A 17,871-nucleotide genomic window follows, 5' to 3' on the forward strand; every position below is an offset into this window, starting at 1 on the left:
TCAGGCCAGCACCGTCCAGTCGTCCGGGCCGTACCGCACCGAGCCGTCGGCCGGGGTGACCGAGGCGATGACGTCGTCGGCGATGACGATGTCGTACCGCTCGACCGGGTCGACCGCCCCGCAGCGGACGCAGTCCTCGCCGTACCCGGCGACCCCGACCCGGGGGTGGCCGGGCTCTCCGGAGTCGTTGGCGCCCCACTTGATCCGGTCACCCACCCGGTACGCGAGCTGCCAGGTCTCCCCGAAGGTGAACTGCACGTCGCGCAGTTGCTCCAGGCCGCAGACCGGGCACACCGCGGGCCGCTCGGCCGTGACCGTGTTGTACGCGGGCATCAGAACGTCTCCACAGCGCGTCCGGTGGCGGTCAGGAACCCGATGAACCGCTTGTCCCGGGTGATCAGCGGCAGGTTCTCCATGATCGCCGACGCGGCCACCAGTGAGTCCTTCTCCCGCAGTGACCTGCCCAAGTCCGCCGCCTCCTGCCGCAGTTGCGCCGCCAGCTTCGGATCAGCCGCCGGGCCGATCCGCCCGCCCCGCGCGGCCAGGAAGTCGGCCAGCTTCTGCGGGTCACCCTTCGCAAGGTACTCGGAGCGCGCCTGCGGGGACACGACCGGAGCCCGGCCGCCCAGTGCCTTGTCCAAGGCGCCGATCTCGTCGGCGTCCAAGGCCCGGATCAGGCCGTTGGCGTCGACCGCGGCCTCGGTGGGCGCCTTCGACGGCGCCGACTTGGTGGGCGCGGGCGCCGGTTTCGGGGCGGGTTTGGGAGCCGGGGCGGGCGCGTCGGCCTTGACGGGTGCCGGTGCCGCGTCCGCGCTCTTGGCGGCGCCCGCGGCTTCGTCACTGCCCTTCACCGCCGCCGCGACCTCGTCGGAGGCCTTGACCGCGCCCGACACCGCGTCCGCGCCCTTGATCGCGAGCTTGGCGCCGGTGGCGGCGTAGCCCGCGAACGGGATGGCCGACGCGGCCGACAGCGCGGCGTTGACGTAGTCGCCCTCGGCTGCGTACCAGGCCGCGTTGGCCAGGTCCGCGGCTTCGCCGACGACCGGGATCAGGCCCACGACGTCGAGCGCGAGGTGGCCGATGTCCGACCAGCTCATACCGAACAGGTGGCCGTCGATCTCGATTCCGGAGATCGGGTTGCCGCCGCCGAAGGCGTAGCGGTTCATGGTGAACGGGTCGGTCCCCAGCGACATGTCCGACAGCGCGCCGTTGTACATGTCGCGGGTCAGGAACCGGTTGCGGTCCGGGCTGTAGTCCCGGGCACCCATGTCGTAGTCGCCGGTGGCCGAGTCGAACCGCTTCGCGTTGAACCGGTAGGTGTTGTACGGCTTCTTGTCCGGGTTGCCCGGGTCGGGCTTGTCGACACCGGTGTAGACCTGGGTGTCGTCCTTGCCGTACGCGGTGTAGCCGTAGGTGGCCCGGGTCTTGCCGTCCTCCTTGGTCAGCACCTCGACGTCGGTGTGCGCGTTGTAGCCGTAGTAGCTGTATTCCTTCGTGGCGCCGTGGCTGACCATGCCGAGCCGCTCGTTCCACGGCCCGAAGGTGTACGACTTCTTGAGCGTGCCGTCGATCTCCTCCGCGACCACCTCGCTGTCGAGGCCGAGGAAGGAGAACTCCGTGGTCTCCGCCCCGCTGCCGCCCGCCTTCTCGGTGCGGGACACCGTCCGGTCGAACGGGTCGTAGACGAACTTGGTCGTCTCGCTGCTGTGGTCCGGCTTGGTCTGCCGGTGCGACGCGACCCGGTCGAACCCGTCGTAGGTGTACTTCTCGAGGATCGTCCCCGACGCGGTCACGGTGTCCAGGCGGCCGAGGGGGTCGTAGTTGTACGTCGACGTGGACCCCTGGCTGGTGCTGCTGACCAGCCGGTTGCGGTCGTAGGCCGATGTCGTCGTCTTGCCCTCGATCGTCTCCTCGGTGACGTTGCCGTTGGCGTCGTGGACATATGTCTCGGTTTCCTGCACGCCGCCGCCCGCGGCGGACCTGGTCAGCTTGGCGATCCGGTCCTGCGGGTCGTAGGTGAAGTCGTAGACGTGGTCGAGATAGGCGGTGTTGTCGTCGGCGTTCATCCGCTTCGCGGCGTCGCGGACGCGGTGCCCGTTGGGGCTGTACTCCAGGTGGTGCTCGGCGACGAGCGTGCCCGCCGAGGTCTTCTCCACCTGGCTGCGGACCTGGCCGTCGAGGTAGTACGTGTAGTCGACGGTGTTGCCGTTGCCGCGGGTCTGCTTGAGCACCTCCCCGCGCTTGGTGTAGCTGAACGAGGTGACCTTCGGCCCGTCGCCGGACTCGGTGTTGGTCACCTTGCTGACCAGGTCGCGGACGTCGTACTCGAAGCCCGCGGTCTGCCGGTCGTGGGTGCGGGTCAGCGGGTTGCCGTTGGCGTCGTAGGTGAACGCGGTCGTGTTCTTGACCGCGCCCGCGAGCTTCTCCTCGACCTTGCTGAGCTGGTTGAGGCCGTCGTAGGACATCGAGTAGGTGTCGACCTTGGCGCCGGAGCCCGCGTCGGTCAGCGTGGTCAGATTGCCGTTGACGTCATAGGTGTAGGTGAAAGTCTTCTTCTCGGTGTCGACATCGCCGGAGTTGTCGCGCACAAGCTTCACCGCGTCGGCGACGACGGTCCCGTCGGCGGCGTCGGAGAGCGTCACCTTGTGCGTGTTGCCCTCGGCGAAGGCGAAACCGCCCAGGCTGACCCACTCGCCCGCCCGGGTCCGCTGGTCGACGCGCACGGTGGTGGCGCCACCGGAGTGGTGCACGGTGTAAGGCGCGTTGCTAGCCGTGCCCGCCGCGTAGCGGACGAACACCTCGTAGGTGCCCGCCGCGGGAACGACCTGCTGCCAGGTGAACACCGAGGCGCCGCTGCCCGCGACCGCCTTGCGGTAGTCGTAGCCCTGGTAGGCGACGCCGTCGCTTGACGTCGTCCACGTGCCGACCGCCTGCGTGTTGGCCGGGTCGGAGTTGTCGGTCAGGGCAACGTGCTTGCCGACGGGCACACCGTCGTCGGACTTCGTCTTGATCTTGCCGTCCGGGTGGAACGTGCTGTCGACCGTGCGGCTCAGTGAGCCGCCCGCGCTGCTGAGCGTGGACTTGGTCTGCTTGCCGACCGCGTCGTACTCGTAGCTGGAGACGATGTCCCACGGGTCCGTGCTGGTGCGCACCCAGCCGTTGTCGAAATGCGTGTACTTGGTGACGTTGCGGACCGTCTGCCCACCCGAGGGCGGCGCGCTGGTCTCGACCAGGTTGCCCACGGCGTCGTAGCTGCTCAGGATCTTGACGGGCGTGTTGTAGCGGGCGTCGTCTCGGTCGTAGGGGAGGATCGTCTCCTTCACCCGGTTGAGCGGGTCGTAGACGGTCTGCGCGACGAAGTCGTCGGGGTCGTCAGTCGTCTCGACGCCGCGCGGGGTGATCCGGCGGATCTGGTTGCCGACCTCGTCGTACTCGTAGCGGGTGGTGCGGGTGACGACCGTGCCGCCGTCGGACTTGTGCGGCGCGCGCACCTCGACGGGCTTGTTCCGCTCGTCGAAGACGATCTCGGTGCGGTTTCCGTCCTGGTCGATGTTGGCGATCGCGTTGCCGTCGCGGTTGTACTCGTTGCGGATGACGTGGCCTGCGGCGTCGGTCTCGGTGAGGACGCGGTTGTTGAGGTCGTAGGTGTACTTGGTGGTGAAGTCGGCGGGGTCGGCCGAGGCGTTCTTGCGGGGGTCGCGCATGGTGGTGACGCGACCGGCGTTGTCGTAGTCGTACTCGACCTTGTCGCCCGCCGCGTTCGTCAGGCGCAGCAGTTGGTACAGCTCGTCGTAGGCGTACCGGGTGACGAAGTCGTCCGGGTCGGTCGGCGTGAGGTTGCCCTGCGGCTGCGTCTCGCTGAGCAGGTTCCCGACCTTGTCGTAGCTGAAGGTGTTGCGCCGGATCGGACCGGTGGCGCTGTGCCGCGGTTCGGTGGAGGCGGTCACCTGGTCGAGGACGTCGTACTCGACGGTGACCTCGGCCCCGTTCGGCGCCACTGCCCTGGTGATGTTGTCGTTGGCGTCGTAGGTCGGCGCGGCGGTGACGATGAAGTCGCCCGCGGCGGCGTCCTTGGGCACCCTCGACTCCAGCGGCCTGCCGAACACGTCGTAGGTGAACGTCGAGGTCTTGCCCTTGGCGTCGACGCTCGACGTGATGGAACCGCGGGCGTCGTAGTTGGTGCCGGTGATGTTGTTCAGCGCGTCCTTGGTCGTGCGCGGGTAGCCGACAGGGTCGTAGTCGGAGTACGTGGTCGGGTTCCCGTTGGCGTCGGTTGCCGTGCGCAGCAGCCCGAACTCGTCATAGGCGTATGTCGTCTCGTAGTCGCCCGCCGTCGGGGTCGCCGTGCCCTTGGGGTCGGTGACCGAGGTCAGGTTGCCCTTGGCGTCATAGCCGAAGGTCCACTTGCGACCTTCCGGGCTGGTCTTGGAAATCAGGTCCGCGGTGTAGCCGTCCTGGCCGAACTGGTAGGCCAGGGTTCCCGCGGGAGTGTTGTTCCTGTTGGCCTCGGGGTCGCGCACCGAGGTCGGCACACCGGTCTTGGCGTCATAGGTCCACGTGGTCAGCGCGCCGTTCGCCGCCTTCGAGGAGACAACCTTGTTGTCAGCGTCCCATCCCAGTTCGGTGACCTCGTTTTTGGCGTTGACCAGTTTCGTCGGCCTGCCGTAGCCATCCATCGTGTACTTCGTGGTGCCACCCTGGGCGTCCACGGCGGTCGCCTCGATCACCGAGCCCGCGGTGCCGTCTGGGTCTACATAGGACAGCTTCGACACGCCTCGGCCGCGGTCGGTGATGGTCTCCGGCTTCCACTTGTCTTTCGGGTCGACCGGGGCGGTGTAGTAGGTCAGGTCGGTGGCGTTGCCGCGCGGGTCGGTGACCTTGACCAGCTTGACGTTCTTGTTGCCCTGGGTGGCGTCGTAGGTGAAGCCGAATGTCTTCGCGACCGGGGTGCCCGCGCCGTCGACCATTCGCTCCATCAGGCCCTTGTCGCTGTAGGACAGGGTGATCGTGCGGCCGGAGATGTCCTTGATGGACTTCACCTGGTCGATGATGTGCGGGTTGTTGGTGTCGGCTTTGGTGAAGTAGTCAAGAGTCAGCGTCTGCCGACCAGCCGGGTCGGTGACGTAGGCGAGGAACTTGCGCGGCTGGTTGTTCGACTTGCGCTCGGTGTAGGTGAAGCGCAGCTCGTTGCCGTTCTTGTCGCGGGTCGCGGTGAGCCAGCCGCCCTCGTCGAACCAGAACTGGGTGCGGTCGGGCCGGGTCATCACCCAGCGGCGGGACTGGTCGGTTCCGCCGTCGCGGCGCAGCTGCAGGTGCACGCCCGCGGGCCGGTCGTAGGTCCACCGCGCCGGGTCGGTGCTGTTGTTCTTGTTCAGCTCGAACTCGTGACCGGTGCCGTCGCCGTCGGCGAGGGTGACCCGGGTCGGGTAGTCCTGGCCGCGCGGGTGCAGGTCGAGCGGGGTGCCCAGGCGCACGATGCTGGAGACCGACAGCGACCAGCCGAAGCCCATGGAGGTCGCGGCGGTGTCGAGGCTGTTGTAGGTCATCCGGACGAACGACGCGAGGCCGCGGCCGGGCAGGCTGATCGGGTCGTAGTTCCAGACCACGTTGCCCACGTACGGGTTGACCTTGAGCCCGCTGCCGGCCCCGGTGCCGGTCGCGACGTACTGGTAGAACTTCTCCAGGCCGAGCTGGTCGGAGGTCGGGTCCTCGACGGTGACGTTCTGCGGGAGCGCGGGCAGGTTCCCGGTCTGCGAAAGCCATTGGCCGGTGGCGCGGTTCAGCAGGTCCCAGTTCAGCACGAACTGCTCGCGCTTGTTCCCCGCTCCGCTTTGGATCGGGGTCTTCACCTTGGCCTGCAAGGTGACCGTGGCGCCGGGTGCGACGTCACCGGGCAGCGTGGTCTCCAGGCGGTTGCCGCCGGTGGTGACGTCGGTGCCGTCGGGCAGCGACCAGCGGTAGGACAGCACCTGGTTCGCCGCCGACCAGGTCGTGGTCGTGGTGTTGGTCAGGGTGACCGGGAAGGTGTACTCGTCGCCGGGGATCATCCGCACCGACGGGGTGTCGGCGGCGTAGTACGTCAGTTCCGGGGTCGGCGCGGTGTAGGTGACCACGAGCTTGGGCCGCAGCTGCGGCTCGACGGCCTCGCCCGAGTTGAAGATGGCCCGCTGGGTCGGCCCGGCGGTCGTCTCGTCGCGCAGCTTCACGATGACGCCGTTGTTGGCGGCGCGGTTGCCGATCCAGTTCTGCACCGTCGACGTGGCGTCCCAGATCCGCCAACTGGGGTCGTTGGTGATGTTCGGGACGTTGTCGAACGCGGCCCCGAAGTCGCCACCCGGCGAGGTCCACGCCGCCGCGGCGGACGCGCGCTGCCAGGTGGCCTCGGTCTCGACGAACGGCTTGCTCAGCGGGTGCGCGTCGAACACCCCGCCCGAGCCGAACGTCGACGTCGCCCACAGCTGGAACTCGGCGTCGAGAATCCTTGCCTGGTCCGGGATGTCGGGCAGGTCGCCGAAGTCCACGACGGACCGGGTGGTGCCGAAAGTGCTGCTCTGCTTGCCGACAAGCTGCCAGGACATCCCCGTGGGGCTGTTGTGGTTCGATGTCGGCTGCGCGCTGGACAGCGTGGTGTCGGGGTGCGGTTCTCCCGCGAGGTTCTGGTAGAGCTTGACGACCCGGCCCGCCTTGGGCAGCCGGACGAGTTCGGTGGTCGACGGGATGAGCTGGCCGTCGCGCGTCTTCACGACGATCATGTAGTAGTACGCGGCGCCGAACGGCTCGGCCGAGTCCGCGGCCGTCGGCCTGGCCGTGGTGTCGACGAAACTGGTGGTGGTGGCCGAAAGCGGGCCGACGAGCGTCCACGGCGACGGCGTGAACGACTGGAAGACCGTGCGGTGGACCTGGTACTCGACGATGTCGTCGGCCTGGTTGCCCGGATCCGGGTCGGTGTACGGGGTCCAGGACAGCTCGGCGCCGGTCGCGTGGATCGTCGTGGGGGCGTGGAGAACGGCGCTCGGCCTGCCGTAGGTGAGCACGAGCTTCGGGGTGTTCGCGGTCTCGCCGTTGTAGGCGTACTCCGCGGCCTCGTAGCGCACGCCGCCGAGTTGCGGGGCCTCGTTCTTCGCCTTGAGCATCACGCCGTGGTTGGCGGCGGTGCCGGAGACCCAGGCCTGCGCGATGTTGCGGATGTCGAACGAGTGCCAGTTGCCGGTGACGTTCGCGGGCTTGGTCTGCGTGCCGGTTCCCGCCTCGGCGATCGCGGAGTTGATGGAGTTCCAGGTGGCCGTGGCCTCGTCCCAGGCGGAGGTCACGCGGCGGGCCTCGATCTCCACGGTCTTGCCGTAGGGCTCGAAGTCCTGGTCGTAGTAGAGGCGCAGCTGAGCGGAGCTCAGGGTGGTGCCCGACGGCACGGTGCCGAGGCCGAAGCGGACCAGGCTGCGGTACGCGGTCGTCGTGGTCGCGTTCGTGGTGCCGGTCGAGAGCCGCCAGTTGCCGTCGTAGTTCGTCGTCGGCGTGTCCTGGCCGATCATCACGTCCTGCGACTGGGTGACGGTGGGCTGGATGGTGATCGTCGGGTCGATCACCACCGGGTACTGACGCTCAGCGGCGGTCAACCAGGCCTGGTCGGCGCGCACGGTGATGGTGATCTTGGCGCCCTGCTGCTCGACGGTCTGAGTGACCTTGTCGCTCCATGCCTTGCCGTACACCGAGTTCCGGTCGTCGCGGCTGTCGTGCATGAACGGCTTGGGCATGGTGAACAGCGGTGTGCCCTCGGCCTCGGCGCCGGAGTGGAACCGGATCGAGCCGTCGGCCTCGGCCTTGGCGGTGACGCCGCCGAGCTGCATGGTGAACCGGTAGACCGCCTCGCGCGGGGCCTTGGCGAGGACGATCTTCTCCTTGAGCGAGTCGCCGACCTGGTAGACGAGGTCAGCTCCGTCGAAGGCGTTCGGATAGACGATCGTGTTGCGCTCGACCTTGGGCGTCAGCGTCTTCTGCGCGCTGTCGACGCCGAGCGCGACGTGCTTGCCCGCATGCTCGAAGCGCACGAGCTTGTCGGACTTGTCGCCGAAGGAGCTGCGGAAGACGTTGGTGTCGTTGCCGAAGCGGTACCCGTCACGCTCGGCCGCGCGGATCGCGGTGTCGATGGGCTGCCAGGCGCCCTTGGCGTCGCGGTAGTGCTCGGGTCTGGCCGAGACCTCCGCCTCGAACTGGCCGTCGGCGCGCTGGAAGACCTTCGAGGTCTCCGACCGCAGCTCGGCCACTTCGCGGATCCGCTCGTGCGGCTGCCGTGGCGGCGCGGGCTTGGACAGCGGCTCGGCGGCGGCGGGCGCGGGCTCGAACAGCGAGTCCAACCAGGCCAGTGCGCGGCCGACACCGGGCCAGGCGCCGGAGCTGTGCGGTTCGCCCGTGGGTATGCCGGTGAACGTGACCGCGAACAGCGCGAAGACGATGACGAGGCGTGCGGGCATGGCAGAGCGGCGCGACGTGCGCATTGATCCCCCAGTAATCAACACGGCTCAGTGGTGGAGATTCACCGACTGAGTGCAGCTTCCGGTTAGAGCTAACCCGAGCCGCGTTGGGGGGCACAATCGGCCGAACGGCCGAACCGGAGGATCGTCCTGCGCCGAACGGACTAGAGACCTCGCAACTCGTCGAGCCGGGTCAGTGCCGCCTCCAGATCGTCGACCAGTTCGGTCATCACGTCCGCGACCGCGCGGATCTCGTTCATCGAGCCGACGATCTGACCGACCGGCATGGCCAGGACCGACGGGTCGCCCGCCCGCATCATCCGCTGGTGCGCCTCACTGACCAGCAGGTTCTGCAGCGGCATCGGCAGCGGCGCCGGGGCGTCGACCGCCGCCCACGCCTGGGTCCACTGATTCTTGAGCAGCCGCGCCGGTTTGCCGGTGTAGACACGCGAGCGCACGGTGTCGCTCGACGTCGCCCGGACGAGCGCCTGCTGCAGCGTGCCCGCGGAGCTGAGTTCCTGGTACTCCTTGGTCGCCAGCCAGTACGAGCCCATCCACGCGCCCACCGCGCCGAGGGCCAAGGCCGCGGCGATCTGCCTGCCCGACCCGATCCCGCCCGCCGCGAGCACGGGCACCCGGTCGCCGACGGCGGCGACGATCTCGGGGATCAGCACCATGGAGGCGATCTCACCGGTGTGCCCACCCGCCTCATATCCCTGTGCCACCACGAGGTCCACGCCGTTGTCGACGTGGCGCACGGCGTGTTCGGCCTTGCCCGCGAGGGCCGCGACGGGCACGCCGCCGCGGTGCGCCTGCGCGATCACGTCGGCAGGCGGCGAGCCGAGGGCATTGGCGATGAGGGCGATCGGGTGTTTCATCGCGACGTCCACATGGGACCGTGCGACCGAGTGCAGCCAGCCGAGGACTCCCGCGCCGCTCGCCTCATCATCGGGTAGCGGCGGGACGCCCAGCTTGCGCAGGGTGTTGTCGACAAACTCGCGGTGTGCTTGCGGGATAAGGGAATCGAGATCGATCTGGGTGCCCTCGGTGGGCACCTTGGCAGGCATCACGATGTCGACGCCGTAGGGTTTGCCGTCGCAGTTGGTGTCCATCCAGTCGAGGACGGCGTCGAGTTCCTCCGGGTCGTTGAAGCGCACGCAGCCCAGGACCCCGAGCCCGCCCGCGCGGCTGATCGCCGCGGCGACGTGTTCGGAGGGGGTGAATCCGACGATCGGGTGCTCGATGCCGAGGGTGTCGCACAGGACCGTTCGCATCAGGGCGTCTCCTCAGGTCCGGGCGGGCGCGGCGGCCCAGGTCGGCTCGTGTTCGGCGGCGTGCGCCTTGGCCCACCGGTAATCGGGCTTTCCGCTGGGCAGGCGCCCGACCTCGTCGACGACCCACAGGCTGCGCGGCGCTTTGTAGCCGGCGAGTTCGTTGTGCATGTGGGCGCTGATCGCCTCGAAGTCCGGTTCGGCCCCGGGGCGCACCTGCACGACGGCGGCGACCCGCTGGCCGAGCCGGTCGTCGGGGACACCGATGACCAGCGCGTCGAAGATGTCCGGGTACGCCTTGAGGGCACCCTCGACCTCCTCCGGGAAGACTTTCTCGCCGGCGGTGTTGACGCACATGTTGCCGCGGCCGAGCAGGGTGACCGTGTCGTCGTCCTCGAGCCGGGCGAAGTCGCCAGGCACGACGTAGCGCTTGCCGTCGATCTCGACGAAGATCGTGGCGCTCTTCTCCGGGTCCTTGTAGTAGCCGAGCGGGACGTGCCCGCCCCGGGCGAGGCGGCCGGTCTGTCCCGGCACCACCGGCCGGTTGTGCTCGTCGATGACCAGCACGTTCGGGCCCCGGCGCACCCGCGGGCCGCCGGTGGACGGCTCGGCGCCCTTGACCACCATGCCCATGCCGTTGAACCCGGACTCCGAGGACCCGATGGCGTCGGTGATCACCACGTTGGGCAGCGCCTCGATGTACTGCTGCTTGACCGACGCGGAGAACAGGGCGGCGTGGCTGGAGATGGCGAACAGCGAGGACGCGTCGTAACCGCCCTCGTGGAAGGCCTCGATGACCGGACGGGCCATGGCGTCGCCGACGAGCGTGACGACCCGGACCTGGTGGCGTGCGATCGCCTTCCACACCTCGTGCGCGTCGAAGGTCGGGAGCAGGACCACGGTGTCGCCCGCGAACATCGCCGCGAGCGCGGCCCACTGCGCGGCGCCGTGGATCAGGGGGGCACACGCGAGCCTGGTCAGCCCGCCGGTCACCTGGCCTTGGCGGGACTGGGCGAACTCGTCGGGCAGGGGTTCACCGGAGAGGAAGTCGATGCCGCCACCGAGGACGCGCCAGACGTCCTCCTGGCGCCACATGACGCCCTTGGGGCTGCCGGTGGTGCCGCCGGTGTAGAGGATGTACAGGTCGTCCGGGCTGCGCTCCTCGAAGTCGCGCCCGGTCTCGCGACCGTCCATCGCGGACTCGAGGTCCACGCCCGCGAAGTCGAGGTCGGTGTCGTCGTCGATCACGACCAGCGTCTTCAACTTGGGTGCGTCGGGCAACACCGCCCCCACCCGATCGGCGTATCGGCGCTCGTGGACGAGGGCGACGAGGTCGGCGTTGTCGAACAGATATCGCAACTCGTTCTCGACGTACCGGTAGTTGACGTTCACCGGCACGGCCCGGAGTTTGCAGACCGCCACCATGGTCTCGATCGCCTCGATCGAGTTGCGCGCGTAGAGCCCGACGTGCGAGCCCTTGCCGACGCCTTGTTCGGCCAGGTAGTGGGCCAGTTGATTAGCCCGTGCGTCGAGCTCGGCGAAGGTCCTGCAGTGCCCGCCGCAGGCAACCGCGACCCGCTCCGGGAAGAGGTCCACCGCGTGCTCGAAAAGATCCGCGATTGTGAGCGCCATGGGCTTAAAGTAGAACGTGTTATCGTTCGTGACAATCCCCTGTCGCCAGGAGGTTTCGGATGGACTCGGCGCAACCGCACTGTCTGGTCGAACAACGAGGCCCGGTTCTGGTGGTGACGATGAACCGCCCAGAGGCGAGAAACGCCTTGTCCGGGCCGATGATGGCGATCATGCGGGAGGCCTGGGACCAGGTCGACAAGGACGACTCCGTCCGAGCCTGCGTCCTCACCGGCGCGGGCGGCTCGTTCTGCGCGGGCGCCGACCTCAAGGCCATGACCAGCACCCACCCCGGCGACTCGTTCTCCTCGGGCGGCTGGGACCTGTCGGTCATCGAGCCCCTCCTGAAGGGCCGACGACTCACCAAACCCTTGATCGCCGCCGTCGAGGGCCCAGCCATCGCGGGCGGCACGGAAATCCTCCAGGCCACCGACATCCGCATCGCGGGCGAAAGCGCGCGGTTCGGGGTCTCGGAGGCCCGGTGGGGCCTGTTCCCCTTGGGCGGCTCGGCAGTGCGGCTACCACGCCAAATCCCGTACACAGTGGCAGCCGACCTACTCCTTACCGGCCGACACATCACAGCGACTGAGGCGCGGGACATCGGGCTCATCGGACACGTGGTTCCGAACGGCCAGGCGTTGGACAAGGCACTGGATATCGCGGGGCTGATCGCGGCGAATGGGCCACTGGCGGTTCAGGCGATCCTGCGGACGATGCGCGAGACCGAGGGAATGCCGGAGAACGAGGCGTTCAAGGTGGACGCACGGTTGGGGGTGGAGGTATTCCTCAGCCAGGACGCCAAGGAAGGCCCCAAAGCTTTCGCCGAGAAACGCGCCCCCAACTTCCAGGGCCGCTGACAGCCGAATCGCGGCTTGGGCACGGCTGGACTCAACCAGGGCGAGAACTGTCACCCACTCAGCGCACTTCTTGCCCTGCAAAGGCCAAATCCCGTTAAGGCATAAAGGAGCATGCGCTTGGCCGACTCGGGGATGGCGTGTGCTATGGCGGTCGCCCAGCCGCCCGACGCGATACATTTGGGTCGTACCTCTCGCCGAGGTCACGCCCGCGGTCGACCGACCGAGTGCTCTCGGCGACAGCACCTCGGCGAAAGGCGTCGCCATGGACGAACATCCGCAATCTGGCCTACCTGTGGGACAGCGGATAAAGCGCGCGCGCGAGCGTGCGGGGCTGACGCGCACGGTTCTTGGTGACCTCATCGGCAAGTCAGGCGAGTGGGTCAAGGCCGTGGAGAACGGCCGCCTCCAGATGCCGAAGCTGCCGATCTTGCTGCGGCTCGCTCAGGTGCTTGGCATCAAGGACCTCGCAACACTTACTGGAAACGGCGTGGCTGTGCCCGTGGAAGTGTTCGCCGGCGAGCAACATCAAGCGCTGGCTGAGGTTCGTGCCGCGCTCACCGAATACCGAATCACACCGAACGCATCCGCACCCAACGTCGACCATCTCGCCGCTCGGCTGTCCACGGCTTGGACCGTTCGCCATTCGTCGCCCGATCATCGAAGCCAGTTGGGCAGCTTGCTGCCCAGCCTTGTCCGCGATGCGCAGCGGGGCGTCCGCACCACGCGCGGCGACGTGCGGCGGGAGGCACGTCGCGTGCTCGCGGGGGTCTATCAGCTCACCGACTTCTATGTCGCGTACCAACCGGCAGCCGAATTGGTATGGATGGTCGCGGACCGCGCGCTCACAGAGGGCCAAGAGGCCGACGATCCCTATGTCGCCGCGGGCGGCGCATGGGCGATGGTGCAGGCCCTCCGCGACGCAGGTCGCTGGGAGGAGTCCATCGATCTGGCAGCAGACTCCATCGCTCAACTCCGGCCCCATCTCGACGGTGCGCCGGTCGACTGGTTGGGGATGTGCGGAGCGCTCGAAGCCGAGATCGCCTACGTGCACGCCCGACGCGGTCGAGCCGGCGAGGCCTGGGATCACTTGGAGCGCGCCGACGCCGTCGCGCGTCAACTCGGCAAGGGCTATCGACACATCCAGAGTTCGTTCTCCGAGGCGGTGATGGCCGCCCACGCCACGACCGTCGCCGTCGAGCTTCGGCGCCCTGGTGATGCGCTGCAGGCCGCGGATCGTGTCGACACCGATCAGATCGCGAGCGTTCCGCGCCGGGCCAGGCACCTCATCGAGATCGCCCGCGCGCACCATCAGCGCGGCGAACGCCCGGCAGTCTGGGCCCTGTTGAATGCCTCGAACCGCACGGCACCCGAAACGATCCGCTACAACGGTTGGGCCCGGGAAATGATGCTGGATCTGGTGGAACGTCCCCCGTCTGGCATGCGGTCCGATGTGCGCGCGCTGGCCCAGTCCATCGGCATCAAGATCGCGGCGTAGCCCGATCGTGTAGGGGTACAAACCGTACCCTTCAAGGGTATTCGTCTCTCTTAACGTCACCTCCATGCCACTGGAGGTGACCATGCAGCTGTTCTGGATCATTGTCGCGATCGTCGTGATCGCGATTGCGTGGGTCGTAGCGGGCCTGACCCTGGGCCGGTGTGAGGACGATGACGAGTGAACGCCGTCGTCGTCATGCTCGGCCTCGTCGGGCCGCTCGCGATCATCGGCGCATAGCCACCTGTTCCGTGCCGGAAATCCCCTCGGCGTGGGTCGAACAGATGGCTCCGGGCGGGCGGGTCCAGGCAGATCTGAAGATCACCGGGGGCGCGGGCAACCTCGTGGACCTCCGGGCCACACCCGATGGTGTTCTGCAAGGCCGTTTCCGCGCCCGCTGGGCCGGATTCATGCCGATGCGTGGCGACCGAGCCGACATCAGGTCCGCTGAGTCCCCCGAGTCGGTAGGCCGCACCACCCGGACGGCGTCGGCTACGCCGTGGTGGGAGCACCAAGTGGTGTGGTTCTTGGCCGCCCTGAACCTGCCGCCTGGAGTGCGGACCGGCATGGTGTTCGACCCTGCGACGGGAAGCCCCTCGGCGTCGCTGATGAGCACCGCTGCGGGTTCATGGGTCAAGGTCTCGCTGTCAGAGGTCGCCGGTAGCCGCGAGGTGTCAGGTTCGTGTGATGACCTGTGGCGGATCGTGGAAGACGCCTACGAGCTGTGGCACACGCTCGGCGAGCCTGGCTGGGACCGTTTCGGCCTGACGGTCCGCGGCGGCCACCACCACACGGTCTGGCTCGATGAGCCGGACGGTTCTCGACAGTGGACGTGGTTGGCTTGACCGACCGCGCCTCAGTTCCCCACCCGCGTCTCGGGTGGGGAACTGAGGTCAGTCAACGGCTTCGAACTAGAACTGGACGCTCCAAGCGTCGATGTAACCGGTGTCGTAGCGGGCTACGTCCTGGACCTTGAGTTTCCAGGTTCCGTTAGCGACCTCCGACGAAGCGTTCACCGTGTAAGTGGTGATCACGTTGTCGGCCGAGTCGTTGCTGGAGGCGTTCTTCAAGCGGTACAGCGAACCGTCCGGGGCCACCAGGTCGATGACCAGGTCACCGCGCCAGGTGTGTTTGATGTCGACGTTCACCTTCAGCGTCGACGGGGCGTTGCCTGCCTGGCCGGTGACGGTCACCGAGCTCGTGACGGCGGCGCCGTTGTCGGGAATGTTGACGTTGTTGGTGTTCTCGAACTTCGCGCCCGTGGGCGGGGGTTCGGTGCCGCCGCCGTTGTCGATGAGGTCCTTGACCTCCGGGTAGATCAGTTCGATCCGGGTGCCCTCGTTGAGGCAGCCGCCAAGGTGGTGCAGGGCGATCACCTTGTGCGAGGACGCCGCGAGCACCGGCGAACCTGACGATCCTCCGGTGGTGTCGCAGTAGTAACCCATGTTGATCGAGTCGCTACGCGGGTTGTCGACGTCGCAGGTGGCGCCGCCCTGGGTGTCCTCGTAGAGGGACAGCTCGTTCGGGTCGCCGCTGCCGTGGCCGCTGATGTAGATGCGCTCGTTCTGCACGGGCGCGCGGACGTCGAGCAGCAGGTAACCGAAGGACTCGATGCTGGCGAAGTTGTTCACCGAGAACAGGGTGTAGTCCAGGCTGGAACTGGTCTTGAGGAACTGCGCTCCCGTCACCTTCACCGCGGGCTTCGGGTTGTTCCCACCGCAAGTCGCGCAGGCGTAGTCGAACCAGATCTCCATGGACGCCATTTCGGTGGCGCTGGCGATGCAGTGGTTGTTGGTGAACAACCGGTTGGTCGCGCCGACGCGCCACGCGGTGCAGTGGGAAGCGCCGTTTTTCAAGATCTTCGCGACCGAGCGGGTCCTCGCGTACTCGGTGGGGTGGCTCTGCTGGTAGCAGACGGCGTCGCGGCGGGCGTCCGTGCCGCACACCGACAGGATGCCGGAGTCGCGCCGCAGCTGCTCGTCATCGGTGAAGCCGCGGGTGTACTTGTCCACGACCACGCCGGTGTCCGAACGGGACGGTTTGCCGCCCGCCCGGTGCAGCGTCACCACGGCGGTGTCGCCGGTGATCGACAGTGCCCAGAATCCGTCGCCCTGCTTGGTGTAGAGCGAGTCGGAGGCGGCGGACTCGGCCCTCGTCGGGTCGCCGCTGTAGGTGTGGACCTCGGTGCCCGCCGGGTTGGCCACGGTCACCCGGTCGCCTTCGGCCAACGCGAGTGACGCGAAGTGCACCTTGATATAGGCCGAACCCGGCCGGTTGATCACCTGCCGCGCGGAGCGCGCGGCGTAGCCGATGCGGATGTCGGCCGCGTGTTCCTCGCCGACCTGCTGAACCTGCTGGACGCCCTCGGTCACAGCGGGTCGCACGTCGTCCGGCGCGGCCACGGCCGAACCGCTGGTTCCCAGGACGGAACCGGCGGCCAGCGCGAGGGCCAAGGTCAGGAACAAGCGCTTGCGCCTGTCGGATTTTGGTTGGAGTGTCATCGCAGGGGAAACTCCTCTCGTGTCGCGATCGCGACACGAAAAGGATTACCGCGACAGAACCGGGACGAATACCCCCATTCCGCTGTTGCCATTCCCAGTTGCTCAGATCAACGACTCATTACCGGTCCAGTAGGGGTCGCGAAGTCGCCGCTTGTAGAGCTTTCCGTTGGGATCGCGGGGAAGTTCGGCGAGATAGTCGATGGTGCGCGGCAATTTGAACTTCGCAAGTCGACCCGCGACGAAGGCGAGGATGTCCGCGGTGAGCTCATCGGACCCGGTCACACCGTCGACCGGCTGAACCACCGCCTTGATCTCCTCGCCCCAGTCCGGGTGCGGGATGCCGAAGACCGCGACGTCGGCGACCTTGGGGTGACACGAGACCTCGCCCTCGATCTCGGCGGGATACACGTTGACGCCGCCGGTGATGATCAAATCGCTCTTGCGGTCGCACAGGAACAGATAGCCGTCCTCATCGAGATAACCGATGTCACCCAAGGTGAACATCTCGCCGATCCGCGCCGCCCGGGTTTTCGCCGCGTCGCCGTGGTACTCGAACGTCGAGGTGCCCATCCGCATATAGACCAGCCCAGGCGTGCCGGTCGGCGCTTCGACGCCGTCGTCATCGAAGATCTTCACCGTCGAGCCCGGCCAGGGCAGGCCGACGGATCCGGGCTTGCGCAGCCATTCCTCAGCCGTGATGGTCGTGCCGCCGCCCTCGGTCGCGGCGTAGTACTCGACCACGACCGGACCCCACCAGTCGAGCATCCGCCGTTTGACCTCCATCGGACAGGGCGCGGCGCCGTGGATCATCACGCGCAGCGAGGACAGGTCGTACTTTGAGCGGACGTCGTTCGGCAGCGCGAGCAGCCGGTGGAACTGGGTGGGAACCATGTGGCTGTGGGTCACCCGGTACCGCTCGATCAGCCGCAGCATCTCCTCGGGCTCCCAGCGGTCCATCAGCACCACCGAGTGTCCCAACTGGAGTGACGTGACCACGAAGTTGATGACCGCCGTGTGATACAGCGGCGACCCGCACAGGTGCACATGGTGGTGGAACGGTTTGAGCCCGAAGATGCCGAAGAACCACGACGCCGCGGGCGGCACGTCATCCGGGTCGGTCCCGGAGAGCGGGCGGCGAACACCCTTCGGCCTGCCGGTCGTGCCCGAGGTGTACAGCATGGGCGAGCCCTGGGTGCGGACGTCCGGGCGGCCCGCGGGTTCGTCGGCGCCGAGTTGGTCCAGCGGCCGGAATCCGGCGACCTCCCCCACCGCGAAGCTCGCCCGCGCGGGAAGTCCGCTACGAGCGGCGGCATCGGCGGCGGTCGGGCCGAACCGCGCGTCGGCGATGAACGCCTTCGCCCCGCTGTCCTCGATGAGGTACGCCACCTCGGCGCCCACCAGGTGCCAGTTCGCCATGACGACGTACAGCCCGGTCTGCATGGCGGCGAAGTACACCGCGAGCAGGTCGGCGCCGTTGGGCAGCATCAGGACCACGCTGTCGCCCGGGCGCAGACCCATCGACTGCAGGCCTCTGCCGTAACGGTCGGCCGCGGCGGTCAGCTCGCCGTAGGTGACCTCGCGGCCATCCGGGCAGACGACCGCGAGACCGTCGGGGGTGTCACCGGCGATATTCCACAGACCGATCGAGCGCAT

General features: G+C 67.9%; 9 protein-coding genes. 3 read left to right on the plus strand and 6 right to left on the minus strand.

Going from position 1 to position 17,871, the window contains the following annotated elements:
* The 4 genes from GPZ80_RS13770 to GPZ80_RS13785 all read right to left on the minus strand — a co-directional run bounded on the left by GPZ80_RS13770 (position 1) and on the right by GPZ80_RS13785 (position 11,371).
* On the minus strand, positions 1-333 hold the full coding sequence (locus tag GPZ80_RS13770; protein ID WP_187220741.1) for a hypothetical protein: 333 nt from the start codon (positions 331-333) through the stop codon (positions 1-3).
* Positions 333-8,492: a DNRLRE domain-containing protein gene (locus GPZ80_RS13775; protein ID WP_246477092.1), complete on the minus strand. Its 8,160-nt coding sequence runs from the start codon at positions 8,490-8,492 to the stop codon at positions 333-335. The genes GPZ80_RS13770 and GPZ80_RS13775 overlap by 1 nt, the downstream gene beginning before the upstream one ends.
* 140 nt (positions 8,493-8,632) lie before the next feature.
* Positions 8,633-9,742: an NAD(P)H-dependent flavin oxidoreductase gene (locus GPZ80_RS13780; protein WP_187220742.1), complete on the minus strand. Its 1,110-nt coding sequence runs from the start codon at positions 9,740-9,742 to the stop codon at positions 8,633-8,635.
* 12 nt (positions 9,743-9,754) lie between these two features.
* Positions 9,755-11,371: an acyl-CoA synthetase gene (locus GPZ80_RS13785; RefSeq protein ID WP_187220743.1), complete on the minus strand. Its 1,617-nt coding sequence runs from the start codon at positions 11,369-11,371 to the stop codon at positions 9,755-9,757.
* Between the two features lie 59 nt (positions 11,372-11,430).
* Here GPZ80_RS13785 and GPZ80_RS13790 point away from each other — a divergent pair, with 59 nt between their 5' ends.
* From GPZ80_RS13790 to GPZ80_RS13800, 3 genes are all read left to right on the plus strand, one after another.
* Positions 11,431-12,225: a crotonase/enoyl-CoA hydratase family protein gene (locus GPZ80_RS13790; RefSeq protein ID WP_187220744.1), complete on the plus strand. Its 795-nt coding sequence runs from the start codon at positions 11,431-11,433 to the stop codon at positions 12,223-12,225.
* A 262-nt stretch (positions 12,226-12,487) separates the two neighbouring features.
* The gene (locus GPZ80_RS13795) at positions 12,488-13,720 is read left to right on the plus strand and encodes a helix-turn-helix domain-containing protein (RefSeq protein WP_187220745.1); all 1,233 of its coding nucleotides are present in this window, start codon (positions 12,488-12,490) and stop codon (positions 13,718-13,720) included.
* Between the two features lie 248 nt (positions 13,721-13,968).
* Positions 13,969-14,562, plus strand: coding sequence for a methyltransferase domain-containing protein (locus GPZ80_RS13800; protein WP_187220746.1), 594 nt, complete (start codon positions 13,969-13,971; stop codon positions 14,560-14,562).
* Positions 14,563-14,628: 66 nt separating this feature from the next.
* Here GPZ80_RS13800 and GPZ80_RS32720 read toward each other — a convergent pair whose 3' ends face one another.
* Together GPZ80_RS32720 and GPZ80_RS13810 are read right to left on the minus strand one after the other, a co-directional pair.
* Complete coding sequence (locus tag GPZ80_RS32720; protein WP_187220747.1) at positions 14,629-16,218, minus strand: proprotein convertase P-domain-containing protein; 1,590 nt, start codon at positions 16,216-16,218, stop codon at positions 14,629-14,631.
* Between the two features lie 102 nt (positions 16,219-16,320).
* Positions 16,321-17,871, minus strand: coding sequence for an acyl-CoA synthetase (locus GPZ80_RS13810; protein WP_187220748.1), 1,551 nt, complete (start codon positions 17,869-17,871; stop codon positions 16,321-16,323).

Source organism: Actinokineospora xionganensis (assembly GCF_014323725.1).
In the GTDB taxonomy this organism is placed as follows: domain Bacteria; phylum Actinomycetota; class Actinomycetes; order Mycobacteriales; family Pseudonocardiaceae; genus Actinokineospora; species Actinokineospora xionganensis.